Raw genomic sequence first — 15,756 nt, forward strand, 5'->3', positions numbered from 1 at the left:
GCCGCGCGACGACTACGCGCTGGCCAAGCTGCTGTCCCTGACCAGCGCGCTGTGGCTGCTGCTGGGCGGGCCGCAACTGCCCCGCCCCCGGGCACCCGGGGGTCCCCTCCCGGTCGGCTGGTCCCCGGTCGCGGGCTGAGCCCGCGCGCCGCCGACCCCCGACCGGTTCCGTCGCCATCCGTCCCACGCGGACTTGTGGCGGCCCCTGACGGGCCGCCGGTCACCGTCGCGTGCGGACCTCCGGAATCGGACCGAGGGGTTCCCCCATGCTCGCCTTCTCACCTGTGCACGACGCGGCCGCCGCCGCGGGTTCCGTCGTCGGCTGGCTCGCCGGGCTGCTGACGCCGCTGGCCGGCGGGGTCGCCACCGCCGTCGCGATCGTGCTGTTCACCATCGCCGTCAGGCTGTTGATCTCACCGCTCACCGTCGCCCAGGTCCGTGCGGAGCGGCGTCGCGCGGCGCTCGCCCCGCAGCTACGCCAGCTCCAGCAGCGGTACGCGGGCGACCCGGCGACGTTGCAGTCGGAGGTGTTCGCGCTCTACCGCGGTGCCGGGGCGTCGCCGGTGGCGGGCTGCCTGCCGGCGCTGCTCCAGGCCCCGTTCTTCCTGGTCATGTACCGGCTCTTCGGCACCGGGGACGGTGCCGGCGGGCTGCTCGACGCGCGGCTGGCCGGGGTGCCGTTGGGCTGGCACCTGGGCGACGGGCTGACCCCGTCGGTGCTGCTGGTGTTCGGGGTGCTGCTGGCGGCGCTGGCCGGCCTGGCCACGGTGCTGTCCCGGCGGGCGGCGGCGTCGGCCGCCGTCCCGGCCGACCAGCCGGGGGCGGCGCTGCTGGCCCGGGTGCTGCCGCTGCTGCCGTACGGCACGGTGCTGCTGGCGTTGGTGGTGCCGCTGGCGGCGGTGCTCTACCTGGTGACCACCACCGGGTGGACGGTGGCCGAGCACGTGCTGTTGCGTCGGCCGCGACCGGTGCCGGCCGGAGCCATCGACGAGCGTTGACAAGTGGTGGGGCGGGAGCGTAGAAAACCGCTCAGAGAGCGCTCTCTTGCTCCCGTCCCCCCAGAGAGGCATCCCGATGAACGCTGTCCCGGCGGCTCCGGTCGCCCCCACCGCCCCGCGCCGGCCCCGCCGCCGGCTCGCCCTGGCGGTCACGCTCGCCGCCGCCACCGCGCTGACCGGCGTCTCGGTCGCCGCGCAGGCCGCCGTCCCCACGCCGCCGTCGGGGTGGAGCCTGGTGTGGAGCGACGACTTCACCGGTTCGGCCGGCACGCTGCCGTCCTCGGCCAACTGGATCGTGGACACCGGCACCAGCTACCCGGGCGGCCCGGCCAACTGGGGCACCGGCGAGATCCAGACGTACACCGGCAGCACCGCCAACCTGGCCCAGGACGGGTCCGGCAACCTGCGGATCACCCCGCTGCGCGACTCCGGCGGCCGGTGGACCTCGGCCCGGATCGAGACCGTGCGCACCGACTTCAAGCCCCCGTCGGGCGGGGTGCTGGCGATCGAGGGACGGATCCAGATGCCCAACGTCACCGGTGCCCAGGCGGCCGGCTACTGGCCGGCGTTCTGGGCGCTCGGCGCGCCCTACCGGGGCAACTACCAGAACTGGCCGGGCATCGGCGAGATCGACGTGATGGAGAACGTCAACGGGCTCAACCAGGTCTGGGGCGCGCTGCACTGCGGGGTCGCCCCCGGCGGTCCGTGCAACGAGTTCAGCGGGCTGGGCGCCACCCGGGTCTGCCCCGGCAGCGCCTGCCAGGCCGCGTTCCACACCTACCGCACCGAGTGGGACACCTCGGTCAGCCCGCAGCAACTGCGCTGGTACGTCGACGGCCAGCTGTTCCACACCGTGACCCAGACCCAGGTCGGTGCCACCTACTGGGCGCAGATGACCGGTCACGGCGGTTACTTCCTGCTGCTCAACGTGGCGATGGGCGGCTCCTTCCCGGACGGGGTGGCCGGCGCCGTCACGCCGACCGGGTCGACCGTCTCCGGCCGGCCGATGCTCGTCGACTACGTCGCGGTCTACCGCCGGGGTGGCGGCTCCACCCCGACGCCGACCCCCACCACGCCGGCCCCGACCACGCCGCCGCCGTCGGGCACCGTGGACGCCTACTCGACGATCCAGGCCGAGGCGTTCTCCGGGCAGAACGGGGTGGCCGTCGAGACGTGCGCCGAGGGCGGGCAGAACATCGCCGCGCTGCGCAACGGTGACTGGGCCCGCTATGACAACGTGGACTTCGGCAGCAGCGGCCCGCGCGACTTCCTGGCCCGGGTGGCCTCCGGCGCGGCCGGCGGGGTGAGCGGCCTGGTCGAGGTACGGGTGGACAGCCCGACCGCCACCCCGATCGGCAGCTTCGCCGTCGCCAACACCGGTGGCTGGCAGAGCTGGCGGTCGGTGCCGGGCAACGTGTCGGCGGTGACCGGCCGGCACACCGTCTACCTCACCTTCAGCAGCGGTCAGCCGTCCGACTTCGTCAACGTCAACTGGTTCACCTTCCGTCGCTGACCCGGGCCGCGAGGGGGTCGCGCCGCACCGGTGCGGCCCCCTCGTCGGTGGGCTCTGGACATTAACAGTTAAGAGTCTTAATAATAGGCGCGGACGTGGACGACCGTGGATGCCCTCCCGGTCGTCCCGGCGGTCCCACCCCCGGACCGCGTCCACCGGCCCGCGCACCCCGGGCCGGTCGCACCCCTGACGCCCCCGCCCCGGTCCACTGGAGGCCACCCGTGAGACTCCGCACCCCCCGCGCGGCCACCCTCGCCGTCGCGCTCGCCGCCGCCCTGCTCACCGGCACGCTCGTGGCCCCGCCGGCCGCGTCCGCCGCCACCGCCGCCTTCGTCCGCACCGCCAGCTGGGGCAGCGGGTACGAGGCCAAGTTCACCGTCACCAACGACACCTCGACCGCGATCAGCTCGTGGAACGTCGTGTTCGACCTGCCGTCCGGCAGCACCGTCGGCTCGTTCTGGGACGCCCGGCTGAGCAGCTCCGGCCAGCACGTCACCGCCCTCAACCAGAGCTGGAACGGCAGCCTCGCCCCCGGCGCCAGCACCACCTTCGGCTTCGTCGTCGCCGGCACCGGCGACCCGACCAACTGCACGGTCAACGGCGGGTCCTGCACCGGCGGAGGGCCCGGCAACCCGACCGGCCCGGCCACCCCGGGCGGGCTGCGGGTCACCGGCACCACCGCGTCCTCGGCCACGCTGGCCTGGAACGCCGTCTCCGGCACGGTCACCGGCTACCGGATCTACGAGGGCGGCACGGTGAAGGCCACCGTCACCGGCACCTCGACCACCGTCTCCGGGCTGGCCGCCTGCTCCACCCACAGCTGGACCGTCACGGCGTACAACGCGGCCGGCGAGTCGGCGAAGTCGGCCCCGGTGTCGGCCACCACCACCGGCTGCACCGGCGGCACCGGCACGATGGCCGCCGCCCCCTACCTCTACCCGGGCTGGGGCGACCCGCCCGCACCGGCCACGGTGATGGGGGCGACCGGGGTGAAGTGGTTCACCATCGCGTTCGTGCTCTCCGGTGGCGGCTGCACCCCGGCCTGGGACGGCTCCGGCCCGCTCACCGGCGGCGCGCACGCCGGCACCATCGCCGCGATCCGGGCGGCCGGCGGCGACGTCATCCCCTCGTTCGGCGGGTGGAGCGGCAACAAGCTCGGCCCGAACTGCGCGTCGGCCAGCGCCCTCGCCGGGGCGTACCAGCAGGTGATCAACGCGTACGGGTTGAAGGCGATCGACATCGACATCGAGAACAGCGACGAGTTCGAGAACGAGGCGGTGCAGGACCGCATCCTCGGCGCGTTGAAGATCGTCAAGCAGAACAACCCCGGGATCAGGACGATCGTCACCTTCGGCACCTCGACCACCGGGCCGTCGTACTACGGCACCCGGCTGATCAATCAGGCCGCCGCGCTCGGCGCGAACATCGACACCTTCACCATCATGCCGTTCGACTTCGGCGGCGGGGCGGACATGTACCAGAGCACCGTCAACGCCGCCGAGGGGCTGAAGACCACCCTGAAGTCGGCGTTCGGCTGGTCCGACGCCACCGCGTACGCGCACATGGGCATCAGCGGCATGAACGGCCTGTCCGACCAGCGGGAGCTGACCACGCCGGCCACCTGGACGCAGATCCGGGACTGGGCCAGGGCACGGGGGCTGTCCCGGTTCACCTTCTGGTCGGTCAACCGGGACCGCGCCTGCCCGGACGGGGGAGTGGTCGCCAACTGCTCCGGCATCAGCCAGGGCACCTGGGAGTTCACCTCGATCACCGCGAAGTTCTGAACACCACCGCCCGGTGGGGCCGGCCCGTCCGGCGGCCCCACCGGGCGGCGGTCCCCGGCCGGCCGGCTCCTCGGGCGGGCCGTCTTCGCGGCCCCTCGCCGCCGGGCGGCCCGCGCGGATGGGCCGGCGCGGTGACCCGGTCAGTGGTCGGCGGACACCGACCGCCGGTCACCCCGGTCGTTCCGGTCGCGCCGGGAGCGGATCTTCTTGCTGGCCCAGCTCACGAGCATGACGGCGAAGACCGCGAAGATGGCGTAGTTGAACCAGTCGCTGTACTTCTCCACGTCCTGCCAGCGCGAGCCCAGCGTGTAGCCGAGGCCGACGACCAGCGCGTTCCACACCCCGCTGCCCAGCGTGGTGAGCAGCACGAACTCGCCCATCGGCATCCGGTTCGCGCCCGCCGGGACGGAGACCAGGCTGCGCACCACCGGCACCAGCCGGCCGATCAGCACCGCCCACCGGCCGTGCCGCTCGAACCAGCGGTCGGCCTTCTCCAGGTCGTCCCGGTCGACCAGCGGGATGCGGTCCAGCCAGCGCTTGAGCCGTTCCTCGCCGAGCGCCGCGCCGAGCCAGTAGAGCACCAGCGCGCCGACCAGCGAACCGACCGTCGCGGCGAGGACGATCACCACCAGGCTGAACCGGCCCTCGGCGGCGAGGTAGCCGGCCATCGCCAGCACGATCTCGCTCGGGATCGGCGGGATGATGCTCTCCAGCGCCACCAGGAAGGCGACCCCGACCGCGCCGAGGGAGTCGATGACGCCCGCCACCCATCCGGTCAGCCCGGTGAACTGGTTCGGGTCGACGTTCTCGGCGAGAGCCATGGGCGTCCTTCCAGCGGGCCGGCGGGATCGGACAGTGGTACCCAGCCGGCCACCACTTACACCCTCCGGTGAGTGAGCCCACCCCCGTCGGCCGCCGCCCGCCGGGCCCGGCCGTACGCTGCGACCTGCGCCGTCGTGCCGAACGGTCGACGGCGCCGACTGAGCCGGGGATCAGTCCGAGGGGTGCAGCGCCCGGTCCGCCGGCCCCTGTCGCCAGCCGGTGAACCGGACGGTCAGCCCGCCCCGGCTGGGCGCGCAGCAGAACGGCCCGGCCAGCGCCACCGCGTCCGGGTCGAGCGGGGCCAGCCGGACCAACCGCCACGGTTCGTCGGCGACCCGCGCCCGCACCGTCAGCGCGTCGCCGCCGCGGCTGGCCCGCACGGTCACCTGCCGGCCGCTCCACTGCGGCACCGGCGCCACCGACCAGTCGGAGACCTCCCGGGTCACCACCGCGCCGACCTGCGGCAGGCCGTCGCTGACCTCCACCCCGGCCTTGATCCAGTTCCGTTCGTCCACCCGGACCAGCACTCCGGCCTGGTCGAACTGCTCGGTGTAGTCGAGCAGGAAGTCCACCTCGACCGCGCCGTCGGCCGGCAGCGGGGCGAGCAGCGCCGGCCCGTCGTCGTGGACGAAGCCGTAGCTGGTGTGCCGCCACAGGTCGCTGCCGGCGGCCGGCTCCACCAGCAGCGCGCCGTCGCCGGCCCGGTCCACCCGTACCGGTGGGTGCAGCCACCGGCCCTCGTCCCAGTCGAGGGTGCGGGAGCCGTCCGTCGGATGCGCAGCCATCCCCGGACCGTACCCCGGTCGGCCCGTCCCGGGTCGGCGCGGTGGCCGCCGACGGACGACGGAACGGGGCTCGCGTTTGCGGCGTCGGCGCACCGGAGACATTAGGCCGGCATGGGTGACAGGTGGTATTCCGAGGCCGTCGTCTACTGCCTCGACGTCGACACGTACGCGGACTCCGACGGCGACGGGGTCGGTGACTTCCGGGGCCTGATCGGCCGGCTCGACTACCTGGCGCGGCTGGGGGTGACCTGCCTCTGGCTCAACCCGATCCATCCCTCGCCCAACCAGGACGACGGATACGACGCGACCGACTTCTACAACGTCGACCCGCGGCTGGGGACCCTCGGTGACTTCGCCGAGCTGCTGCACCAGGCGCAGAACCGGGGCATCCGGGTCATCATCGACCTGGTGGTCAACCACACCTCCGACCAGCACCCGTGGTTCCAGTCCGCCCGGTCCTCGCCCGACTCGCCGTACCGGGACTGGTACGTCTGGGCCGACCACGAGCCGGCGGACCGGCACCAGGGCATGGTGTTCCCGGGCGAGCAGCACGAGACGTGGAGCTACGACCGGACCGCCAAGGCGTGGTACTACCACCGCTTCTACAAGTTCCAGCCGGATCTCAACGTCGAGAACCCGAAGGTCCGCGCCGAGATCAAGAAGATCACCTCGTTCTGGCTCCAGCTCGGCGTCTCCGGGTTCCGGATGGACGCCGTGCCGTTCATCATCGAGCAGACCGAGCCGGGCAACCCGGACGCGCCCAAGGACTTCGACTTCCTCACCGACCTGCGCCAGCACGTGCAGTGGCGGCGCGGCGACGCGGTGCTGCTGGCCGAGGCGAACGTCGAACCCGACCAGCTCCCGGTCTACTTCGGCGACGGCAGCGGCTCGGGCAACCGCATCCACATGCTCTTCGACTTCATGCTCAACGGCCGGCTGATGCTCGCCCTCGCCCGGGAGGACCCGGAGGCGATCATCGACGCGCTGCGCGACACCCCGAAGCTGCCCACCGGCGGCCAGTGGGCGACCTTCCTGCGCAACCACGACGAGATCGACCTGTCCCGGCTCACCGCCGACCAGCGCAACGACGTGCTGGCGAAGTTCGGCCCGGACGAGAACATGCAGCTCTACGGCCGGGGCATCCGGCGCCGGCTGGCCCCGATGCTCGGCAACGACCGCCGGCACATCGAGCTGGCGTACGCGCTCCAGTTCTCGCTGCGCGGCACGCCCGTGCTGCGCTACGGCGAGGAGATCGGGATGGGGGAGAACCTCGCGCTGGACGGGCGGAACGCGATCCGTACCCCGATGCAGTGGTCGTACAAGGAGAACGGCGGTTTCTCCACGGCGGACCCGGAGAAGCTGATCCGCCCGGTGATCGACAAGGGTGACTTCGGCTACCAGCAGGTCAACGTCACCGCCCAACGGGGCGACTCGACGTCGCTGCTGGCCTGGTTCGAGCGGATGATCCGGACGCTGCGGGAGGCCCCGGAGATCGGCTCCGGCTCGACCACGCACATCGACGTGCCGATGCCGGCCGGGGTCCTCGCGCACCGCGCCGACGGCCCGACCGGCACCATGGTCTTCCTGCACAACCTCGGCACCGAGGACGTGGAGGTGGACCTGAGCAGCGTGGCCCCCGAGGCGGACCTGCCGATAGACGTCCTGACCGACCGGGGTTACGGCGACGTGGGCAAGCTGGACAGCCTGAAGCTGGGCGGGCACGGCTACCGCTGGATCCGGCTCCGCCGGTCCACCACCTACTGACCGGCCCGCCCGCCGACGTCCCCGCCCGGCCGGGACGTCGGTGGGCGTCGGGGCGGGTAGGCTCCTCCGGTCGAGCCAGAAGTTACCGGGAGGTAGTCATGTCGGAGGAGCCCCGCGTCGCCATCGTCACCGGAGCCGCACGCGGTATCGGCGCGGCCACCGCCCGGCGGCTGGCCGCCGACGGCATGGCCGTCGCCGTGGTCGACATCGACCAGGCGGCGACCGGACCGACCGTGGAGGCGATCACCGCCGCCGGCGGCCGGGCCGTCGGCGTCGGCGCGGACGTCGCCGACCGCGACCAGGTCGAGGCCGCCGTCGAGCGGGTCGCCACCGAGCTGGGCGGGCCGACCGTGCTGGTCAACAACGCCGGGGTGCTGCGGGACAACCTGCTGTTCAAGATGACCGACGCCGACTGGGACACCGTGCTGGGGGTGCACCTGCGCGGCGCGTTCCTGTTCAGCCAGGCCGCCCAGCGGCACATGGTCGAGCGGAAGTACGGCCGGATCGTCAACCTGTCCAGCACCTCGGCGCTGGGCAACCGGGGCCAGGCCAACTACGCGGCGGCCAAGGCCGGCCTCCAGGGCTTCACCAAGACCCTCGCGATCGAGCTGGGGCCGTTCGGGGTGACGGTCAACGCGGTCGCCCCCGGCTTCATCGTCACCGACATGACCGCCGCCACCGCCGCCCGGATGAAGGTCGACTTCGACGACCTCCAGAAGCACGCCGCCGCCGAGATCCCGGTCCGCCGTCCGGGCCGCCCCGAGGACGTCGCGCACACCATCTCGTTCCTGGCCAGCGAGGGCGCGTCCTTCGTCTCCGGCCAGGTCATCTACGTCGCGGGCGGCCCGAAGGACTGACCGGGGGCCGGGGCGTCGCAGGCGGCGTCAGGCGTCGGCGGCGGTGCGGGTACGCCACAGCCAGAGCAGGCCCAGCACGGGCAGCACCAGCGGGATGTAGCCGTACCCGCTGCCGAAGCCGGACCAGACCGTCTCGTCGGGGAACAGCTCAGGGTCGACCAGGCTGAGCACGCCGACGCCGACCACCCCGACCAGCTCCACCGAGCAGCAGGCCAGCGCGACCCGGCGGCCGGCGTGCCCGGCACGGGCCAGCCCGACCGCCGCCACGATGTAGATCAGCGCGGCCATCGCCGAGAGCAGGTACGCCACCGGGGCCTCGTCGAACTTCGTGGCGATCTGGAGCCCGGCCCGGCTGGTGGCGGCGATGGCGAACAGGATGTAGACGGCGATCAGCAGCCGCCCCGGCCCCGCGTTGGTGGCGCGCCGCGCCGTCCGGGTGTCAGCCACCGACGACCTCCCAGGTCTGTTGCAGCCGGACCACGACCACCGGCAGGACCAGGCAGACCGCGCAGACGATCGCCGACCCCCACCGGGTCGGTTCCATCCGGGCCAGCACCCAGGCCAGCGGGGGCAGGCAGACCAGCGTCACCAGGTAGCCGAAGAAGGCGCCGGGCTCGCCCGGCCGCTCACCCCCGAGGACGGCGACCAGGGCCAGCACGGTCAGCGCGAGCAGCGCCACCTCCAGCAGGCCCAGCCCGACGGACTGCACCAGGTCCGGCGGCCGGTGCCGGACCGCCGCCACCAGGGCCCACAGCGCGAGTACGAGCGACAGCCCGATCGTCACGGTGGCGAGCACCCCGCCCACCGGCGAACCGGCCGACGCCGCGCCGGTCATCGCCGCCATCCGATAGGTGTCTCGGTCACCGGCACAGCCTACTAACCGGCGTAGTAATCACCGTCGTCCCGGTCCCGGGTCGGCGGCCCGGGTTCCCGGTCGGTGGACGGCGGTGCGGGTCGGCGGCCGTCGGCTGCGCGAACAGGGGCGGGCGACTAGCGTGGATCACGGCTGCGACCGGGCGTGGCCGACGACGAGACCGGGGGTACCTCGTGCTGCGGTTCGGCCTGTTCGGCACCGGCCACTGGGCGGCGCGCACCCACGGCGCCGGGCTGGACGCCCATCCCCGCGCCGAACTGGTGGGGGTCTGGGGGCGCAACCCCGACCGGGCCGCCGCGCTGGCCACCCGGCACGGCGTACCGGCGTTCGACGACGTCGACGCCCTGCTCGACGCCTGCGACGCGGTGGCCGTGGCGCTGCCCCCGGACGTGCAGGCCGGGATCGCCGTCCGGGCCGCCACCGCCGGCCGGCACCTGCTGCTGGACAAGCCCCTCGCGCTGAGCCTCGACGAGGCCGACCGGGTGGTCGCCGCCGCGCGGTCCGCCGGGGTGGCCTCGGTGGTCTTCTTCACCCAACGCTTCCACCCCAACGTCGACGGCTTCCTCACCGCCACCGCCGCGGTCGGCGGCTGGCAGCACGCCCGGGTCACCCAGTTCGCCTCGATCTACGCCACCGGCAGCCCGTACGGCGGCTCCCGGTGGCGGCGGGAGCAGGGCGCGCTGTGGGACATCGGCCCGCACGCGCTGTCGATCGTGCTGCCGGTGCTCGGCCGGGTCACCCGGGTCGCCGCGATGGACGGCCCCGCCGGGCTGGTGCACCTGCTGCTCACCCACGACGGGGGCGCGACCAGCGCGCTGTCGCTGACCCTGGACGCCCCGCCGACGGCGGTGACCCGGGACAACGTCTTCTACGGCGAGAACGGCACCGCGGTCGTCCCGCCCGCCGACGGCGACTCGCTTACCGCGTTCGGCACCGCCGTCGACCAACTGCTGACGGAGATCGACTCGGGTGGCCGGGACCACCGGTGCGACGTCCGCTTCGGTCGGGAGGTGGTGGCCGTCCTGGCGGCGGCCCAGACCGCCCGCGCCGAGGCCCGCACCGTCGACCTCCGGCCCTGACCGCCGCGACCCGGTCGACCTGTAGGCGTGTCCCGGGCCGGCCTGGTCGGCCGGCGTGGACCGGGCCGGCCCCGGATGCGACGACGGACGATATGCCTGGCAGGCATGAATATGCCTGCCAGGCATGTCGACGTGCGTGCGGTGCTGCCCCGTCCGTGGTCACCCGAGGTGATCAGAGTGGACGCTCGTCCGTCGGTGTCCGGGGCCGCGGCGGACGGGAGCGGAAAAGCCGTTGCGCGACACGCGGGGTGCACTAGCGTGGCCTCCATGTTCACGCACGCCCTGATCACCGTGGCCGTCACGTCGGCCGCGCGGGGCCCCCTCCTGGTGGCCCGCCCGCGAGTCCGGCGTCCGGCCCTGGCCGGCCGGGACGCCCACCGCGCCTGACCCGAGCACCACCCCGGCCTGACCGCCACTGTGGTCTGGCCGCCATCGTGGCTGGTCACGGTCCGCGCTCTCCTCGCGTCGCGTCCCCGCCGATCTCCAGGGTCGTCCGAGTCCCGATCCGCTCGGACAGGCCCGGTGTCGTGCTGCGCCTGTCCGTACCGTCGCCGAGCGGCGACAGACAGGACGAGCCCCGTGGCGCCCCGCCCCGACCGCACCACCGCACGCGACCGGTCCCGTCGCGTACTGTCCCAGAACTTCCTCGCCGACCCGGCCGCCGTGACCCGGATGGTCCGGGCGGCCCGTACCGGCCCGGACGACCTGCTGCTGGAGGTGGGCGCCGGCCGTGGCCAGCTGACCCGGCCGCTGGCGCAGCGGTGCGGCCGGCTGATCGCCTACGAGGTCGACCCGGCCGTCGTCCCCGCCCTGGCGGCGGTGTGCGCGACGCTGCCGCACGTGCGGCACCGGCAGGCCGACTTCCTGACCGCCGCACCACCCGACGAGCCGTTCGCCGTCGTCGGCAACATTCCCTGGTCGCTGACGGCGGCGGTGGTCCGCTGGTGCCTCGCCGCACCCCGGTTGCGCGCGGCCACCCTGCTCACCCAGTGGGAGTACGCCCGTAAACGGACCGGTGACCTCGGCCGGTGGACCCGGCTGACCGTGCTGACCTGGCCGGAGTACCACTGGCGGCTGTCCGGCCGGGTGGCCCGCACCGCGTTCCGGCCGGTGCCCGCCGTCGACGGGGGCATCCTGCGGATCGACCGCCGGCCGGCGGCGCTGCTGGACCCGGCCGGGCTGCCCGCGTACCGCAGGATGGTGGAGCTGGGGTTCGGCGGGGCGGGCGGGTCGCTCGCGGCCTCGCTGCGCACGGCCCATCCGGGCCGGCGGGTCGACGGCGCGCTGCGGGCGGCGCGGCTCGACCCGGCGACCCCGGTCGGGCTGGTCTGGCCGGAGCAGTGGCTGGTGCTGTTCCGGTTGCTGCACGCTCCCACGGGTCGCGCCGGTGGCCGCCGGTGGTGACCGGTCGGGGCGGGGCAGGCGGGGGCGGCTCAGGCGAGCGTGCCGAGGGCCTCGTTCAGCTCGGCCGGGTCGTCGAACTGCCCGGCGGGCAGTGCCCGCAGCATCTGGAGCAGTTCGGTGCTGGCGCCGTTCTCCTGACCCCAGCGGACCAGGTCCTCGCGGGAGACCGGGTAGTCGAGCCCGGCCAGGTACTCCTGCAACTGCATCCCGGTGACGGTCATGCCGCCGGCTACCCGTTCCGCCCGGCGACACACCGCCCGTCACGGGCCGGCCGGCGGTTTGTCCGCCGACCCTGCCGGGTAGCCCCGCCCATGCTGGTACAGCGGCTCGGTACGCCGAGCGACTTCGACCCGCTGCTGGAGCGCGCCCGGAACGCCCGGGTGGTGATGATCGGCGAGGCGACGCACGGCAGTTACGACTACTACCGGTTGCGTGAGCAGCTCACCCGACGCCTCATCGCCGAGCAGGGGTTCGACTTCGTGGCGGTGGAGGGGGACTGGCCGGACTGCGACCGGGTGCACCGGTCGGTGGTGGGCGCGCCCGGCGGCGCGCAGGACCCGCGTACCGCGCTGGGCCGGTTCACCCGCTGGCCCACCTGGATGTGGGCCAACGCCGAGGTGGACCGGTTCTGCCGCTGGCTGCGGGCGTGGAACCTGGAGCGCCCGGAGCGGGAGCGGGCCGGTTTCCACGGGCTCGACGTCTACAGCCTGTGGGAGTCCATGCAGGCCATCTTCGACTACCTCGGCGAGGAGGACCCGAAGTCGATGGAGGCGGCGCAGGACGCGTACCGGTGCTTCGAGCCGTACGGGCGGCGGGTCGAGGAGTACGGCGCGGCCAGCCGGTTCGTCTCGGCGCGCTGCGAGGAGGAGGTGATCCGGCTGTTGGCGCGTACCCGGGCACACGTCGCCTCGGACGGCCCGGACGCCTTCGCGGCCTGGCAGAACGCGGAGGTGGTGGCCGGCGCGGAGCGGTACTACCGGGCGATGGTGCACGGCGGGCCGGATTCCTGGAACGTGCGCGACATCCACATGGCCGACACCCTGGACCGCCTGCTGACCCGGTACGGCCCGGGGTCGCGCGGGATCGTCTGGGCGCACAACACCCACATCGGGGACGCCCGCGCCACCGACATGGCCGGCGACGGGATGGTCAACATCGGCCAGCTCGCCCGGGAACGCCTCGGCCGGGACGCGGTCACGCTGATCGGCTTCGGCGGCTACCGGGGCACCGTGGTCGCCGCCCCGCACTGGGGTTCACCGGCCGAGGTGATGACGGTGCCGCCGGCCCGGGAGGGCTCGGTGGAGTGGCGGCTGCACGAGTTGCTGCCGGAGCGGGCGGTGCTCGTCTTCGGCGGTCCCGACCAGCCCGACTGGGTCACCGACACCGCCGAGCACCGGGCGATCGGGGTGGTCTACGACCCGACCTTCGAACGCTGGGGCAACTACGTGCCGAGCCGGCTGGCCGACCGCTACGACGCCTTCGTCTGGTGCGACGCCTCCACCGCCCTGCACCCCCTACCCACCCGACCCACGGTAGGCGAACTGGAAACCTACCCCGCCGGGGTCTGACCCCCGTCCGCTGCGTGGATCATGGAGTTGTGGTGCCGGACGGAACGGGGCGAAAACCCCGGGCCGGGCACCACAACTCCATGATCGGCAGGGTCAGACGTTGACCGGCTGCTTGTCGAGGTGGGCGCGGAGACCTTCGCCCTCGATGTCGACGTTGGGCAGGGCCCGGTCGAGCCAGCGGGGGAGCCACCACGCCCTGGCGTTCAGCAGGGACATCACGGCGGGGACGATGGTCATCCGGACCACGAAGGCGTCGATGGCGACGCCGACGGCGAGCGCGAAGCCCATCGACTTGATCACCGGGTCGTCGAGGAAGACGAAGCCGCCGAAGACCGAGATCATGATCAGCGCGGCGGCGGTGACCACCCGGGCCCCGTGCCCCATCCCGTTGATGGTGGCCTGCCGGGCCGTGTCGCCGTGCACGAAGTCCTCCCGCATCCGGGAGACCAGGAAGACCTCGTAGTCCATGGCCAGGCCGAACAGGATGCCGATCAGCAGGATCGGCAGGAAGCTGATCAGCGGGGCCGGGCTGTCCAGGCCGACCAGGCCGGCGAGGTGGCCCTGCTGGAACACCGCGACGGTGATGCCGAAGGTGGCGGCCACCGTGAGCAGGAAGCCCAGCGCGGCCTTCAACGGCACCAGGATCGACCGGAAGACCAGCATCAGCAGCAGGATCGACAGCCCCACCACGAGCAGCAGGTAGACCGGCATCGCGTCGGACAGCTTCTCGGACACGTCGATGCCGATCGCGGTGACGCCGGTCAGCAGCACCTCCGCGTTGCCGATCGAGCCCACCCGGTCCCGGATGTCGTGCACCAGCGTCTCGGTGGCCGCGTCGGTCGGCCCACTCTTCGGGATCACCCCGATCAGCGCCGTCCGCCCGGACGGGTCGAGCTGCGGCGGAGCCACCGCCAACACCCCGTCCGTACGCTGGACCAGCGCGGCGACCTGCGGCACGGCCGCGGCGGTGTCCTGCGGGGAGTCCGAGGTGACCACCACGGCGAGCCGGCCGGTGAAGCCCGGACCGAAGCCCTCCCGGATCAGGTCGGCGCTGGTGCGGGCCGGGCTGCCCACCGGGGCGGTGCTGGCGTCCGGCAGGGCGATCCGCATGTCCTGGGCCGGCAGGGCGAGCAGCCCGAGACCGAGCAGACCGACCAGGATCACCGGGATGCGCAGCCGGGTCACCCACCGCGCCCAGCGGAACCCGAAGCCGGAACGGTCCTCGGCGGCCGGCGCGGCGTCGACGGTCCCGGTGGCGTCGACGGTCCCGGTGGCCGGGGTGGCGTTGCGCAGCTTGCGGGGCAGCACCCGGCGGCCGGCGAAGCCGAGCAGCGCCGGGGCGAGGGTGATCGCCACCAGCACCGCGACGCTGACCGTGCCGGCGGCGGCCAGACCCATCACGGTGAGGAACGGGATGCCGACCACGGCTAGGCCGGCGAGCGCGATGACCACGGTGGCGCCGGCGAAGAGCACGGCGGAACCGGCGGTGCCGACGGCCCGGCCGACGGCCTCCTCCGGGGTGAGCCCTTCGAGCAGGTGCTGCCGGTGCCGGGAGGTGATGAACAGCGAGTAGTCGATGCCGACCGCCAGGCCGAGCATCAGGGCCAGGATGGGCGCGGTGCTGGTCAGCTCGACCACGCTGCTCAGCGCGAACAGGCCGGCCATGCCGACCCCGACGCCGATCAGCGCGTTCAGCATGGTCATCCCGGCCGCGACCAGCGAGCCGAACGTGATGATCAGGACGATCGCGGCGACGAGCACACCCAGCGCCTCGGTCGAGCCGACCTCCGGCTCGGAGTTGAGCACCTCACCGCCGGGGGCGATCTGCCACCCCTGCGCCTCGGCCTGCGCGCCGACCTTCTCGTACGCCGCCCGCTGGTCGTCGGTGACGTCGTCCGCGCCGGTGGCGAACTGCACCTGGATCAGCGCGTAGCGGCCGTTGGGGGTGATCGCCTGGGACTGGTACGGGTCGACCGCGCCGATGACGCCGGGCAGGGTGGCCGCCTCCTGGACGACCCCCTTGACCACGGCCTGCCCGTCGGGGGTGGTCAACTGGCCGTCGGCGGGTGCCTTCACCGCGATGGTGCCGGTGGCGCCGCTGGCTGCCGGGAACCGCTCGGCGAGCAGGTCCAACGCCTGCTGCGACTCGGTGCCGGGCATGGTGAAGTTGCTGGCCGTCGGGCCCTTCAGGGTGGCGGCGGCGATGCCGAGGCCGACGAGTACGACGAGCCAGACGGCGACGACGAGTCGCCGGCGGCGCAACGATGCCCGGCCTAGCCGGTACAGCAGGGTCGCCATCAGATCCTTG

Annotated in this window: 13 protein-coding genes and 1 pseudogene; 8 read left to right on the top strand and 6 right to left on the bottom strand. The window is 73.5% G+C overall.

The annotated features are described in order from the left end of the window. Positions 1–266: 266 nt before the first annotated feature. The 3 genes from H1A17_RS23820 (at position 267) to H1A17_RS23830 (ending at position 4,295) form a co-directional block, all read left to right on the top strand. Positions 267–998, top strand: coding sequence for a membrane protein insertase YidC (locus H1A17_RS23820; RefSeq protein ID WP_145921492.1), 732 nt, complete (start codon positions 267–269; stop codon positions 996–998). Positions 999–1,074: 76 nt separating this feature from the next. Then, on the top strand, positions 1,075–2,511 hold the full coding sequence (locus tag H1A17_RS23825; protein ID WP_145921491.1) for a carbohydrate-binding protein: 1,437 nt from the start codon (positions 1,075–1,077) through the stop codon (positions 2,509–2,511). A gap of 221 nt (positions 2,512–2,732) precedes the next feature. Then, positions 2,733–4,295 (top strand): cellulose binding domain-containing protein, encoded by a 1,563-nt coding sequence (locus H1A17_RS23830; RefSeq protein ID WP_194822931.1) that lies wholly within the window; start codon positions 2,733–2,735, stop codon positions 4,293–4,295. 140 nt (positions 4,296–4,435) lie between these two features. On the opposite strand, the gene H1A17_RS23835 is transcribed toward H1A17_RS23830, so the two are convergent. Together H1A17_RS23835 and H1A17_RS23840 are read right to left on the bottom strand one after the other, a co-directional pair. Continuing rightward, a complete protein-coding gene (locus H1A17_RS23835; RefSeq protein ID WP_194822932.1) occupies positions 4,436–5,116 on the bottom strand; it encodes a DedA family protein in 681 nt (226 codons plus the stop codon). Positions 5,117–5,287: 171 nt separating this feature from the next. Beyond that, complete coding sequence (locus H1A17_RS23840) at positions 5,288–5,902, bottom strand: DUF1349 domain-containing protein (protein WP_194822933.1); 615 nt, start codon at positions 5,900–5,902, stop codon at positions 5,288–5,290. 111 nt (positions 5,903–6,013) lie between these two features. On the opposite strand from H1A17_RS23840, the gene H1A17_RS23845 reads away from it, so the two are divergent. After that, complete coding sequence (locus H1A17_RS23845; RefSeq protein WP_145921487.1) at positions 6,014–7,666, top strand: alpha-amylase family protein; 1,653 nt, start codon at positions 6,014–6,016, stop codon at positions 7,664–7,666. A 98-nt stretch (positions 7,667–7,764) separates the two neighbouring features. Continuing rightward, positions 7,765–8,523 carry a 3-oxoacyl-ACP reductase FabG gene (gene fabG, locus H1A17_RS23850; RefSeq protein ID WP_145921486.1) on the top strand — a complete coding sequence of 253 codons (759 nt, stop codon included), beginning with the start codon at positions 7,765–7,767 and terminating at the stop codon, positions 8,521–8,523. Here fabG and H1A17_RS23855 read toward each other — a convergent pair. After that, positions 8,496–8,970: pseudogene (locus tag H1A17_RS23855) on the bottom strand (hypothetical protein). The gene fabG and the pseudogene H1A17_RS23855 overlap by 28 nt on opposite strands. Beyond that, positions 8,963–9,367 carry a hypothetical protein gene (locus H1A17_RS23860; protein ID WP_145921484.1) on the bottom strand — a complete coding sequence of 135 codons (405 nt, stop codon included), beginning with the start codon at positions 9,365–9,367 and terminating at the stop codon, positions 8,963–8,965. Before H1A17_RS23860 ends, H1A17_RS23855 begins: the two are co-directional and overlap by 8 nt. Positions 9,368–9,570: 203 nt before the next feature. Between H1A17_RS23860 and H1A17_RS23865 the strand changes: the two genes are divergently transcribed. Both H1A17_RS23865 and erm read left to right on the top strand, forming a co-directional pair. Then, entirely contained in the window at positions 9,571–10,476 is a 906-nt protein-coding gene (locus tag H1A17_RS23865) for a Gfo/Idh/MocA family protein (protein WP_145921483.1), read from the top strand. Between the two features lie 579 nt (positions 10,477–11,055). Further along, positions 11,056–11,880 carry an ErmE/ErmH/ErmO/ErmR family 23S rRNA (adenine(2058)-N(6))-methyltransferase gene (erm, locus tag H1A17_RS23870; RefSeq protein WP_194822934.1) on the top strand — a complete coding sequence of 275 codons (825 nt, stop codon included), beginning with the start codon at positions 11,056–11,058 and terminating at the stop codon, positions 11,878–11,880. A 29-nt stretch (positions 11,881–11,909) separates the two neighbouring features. Here erm and H1A17_RS23875 read toward each other — a convergent pair whose 3' ends face one another. Next, the gene (locus H1A17_RS23875) at positions 11,910–12,101 is read right to left on the bottom strand and encodes a DUF2795 domain-containing protein (protein WP_145921481.1); all 192 of its coding nucleotides are present in this window, start codon (positions 12,099–12,101) and stop codon (positions 11,910–11,912) included. A gap of 90 nt (positions 12,102–12,191) precedes the next feature. On the opposite strand from H1A17_RS23875, the gene H1A17_RS23880 reads away from it, so the two are divergent. Next, the gene (locus H1A17_RS23880; RefSeq protein ID WP_145921480.1) at positions 12,192–13,448 is read left to right on the top strand and encodes an erythromycin esterase family protein; all 1,257 of its coding nucleotides are present in this window, start codon (positions 12,192–12,194) and stop codon (positions 13,446–13,448) included. A 93-nt stretch (positions 13,449–13,541) separates the two neighbouring features. Here H1A17_RS23880 and H1A17_RS23885 read toward each other — a convergent pair whose 3' ends face one another. Beyond that, positions 13,542–15,746, bottom strand: a complete 2,205-nt coding sequence (locus H1A17_RS23885; protein ID WP_145921479.1) for an MMPL family transporter — start codon at positions 15,744–15,746, stop codon at positions 13,542–13,544. Between the last annotated feature and the right edge of the window lie 10 nt (positions 15,747–15,756).

The organism is Micromonospora sp. S-DT3-3-22, assembly GCF_015354745.1.
GTDB classification, from domain to species: Bacteria; Actinomycetota; Actinomycetes; order Mycobacteriales; family Micromonosporaceae; genus Micromonospora; species Micromonospora wenchangensis.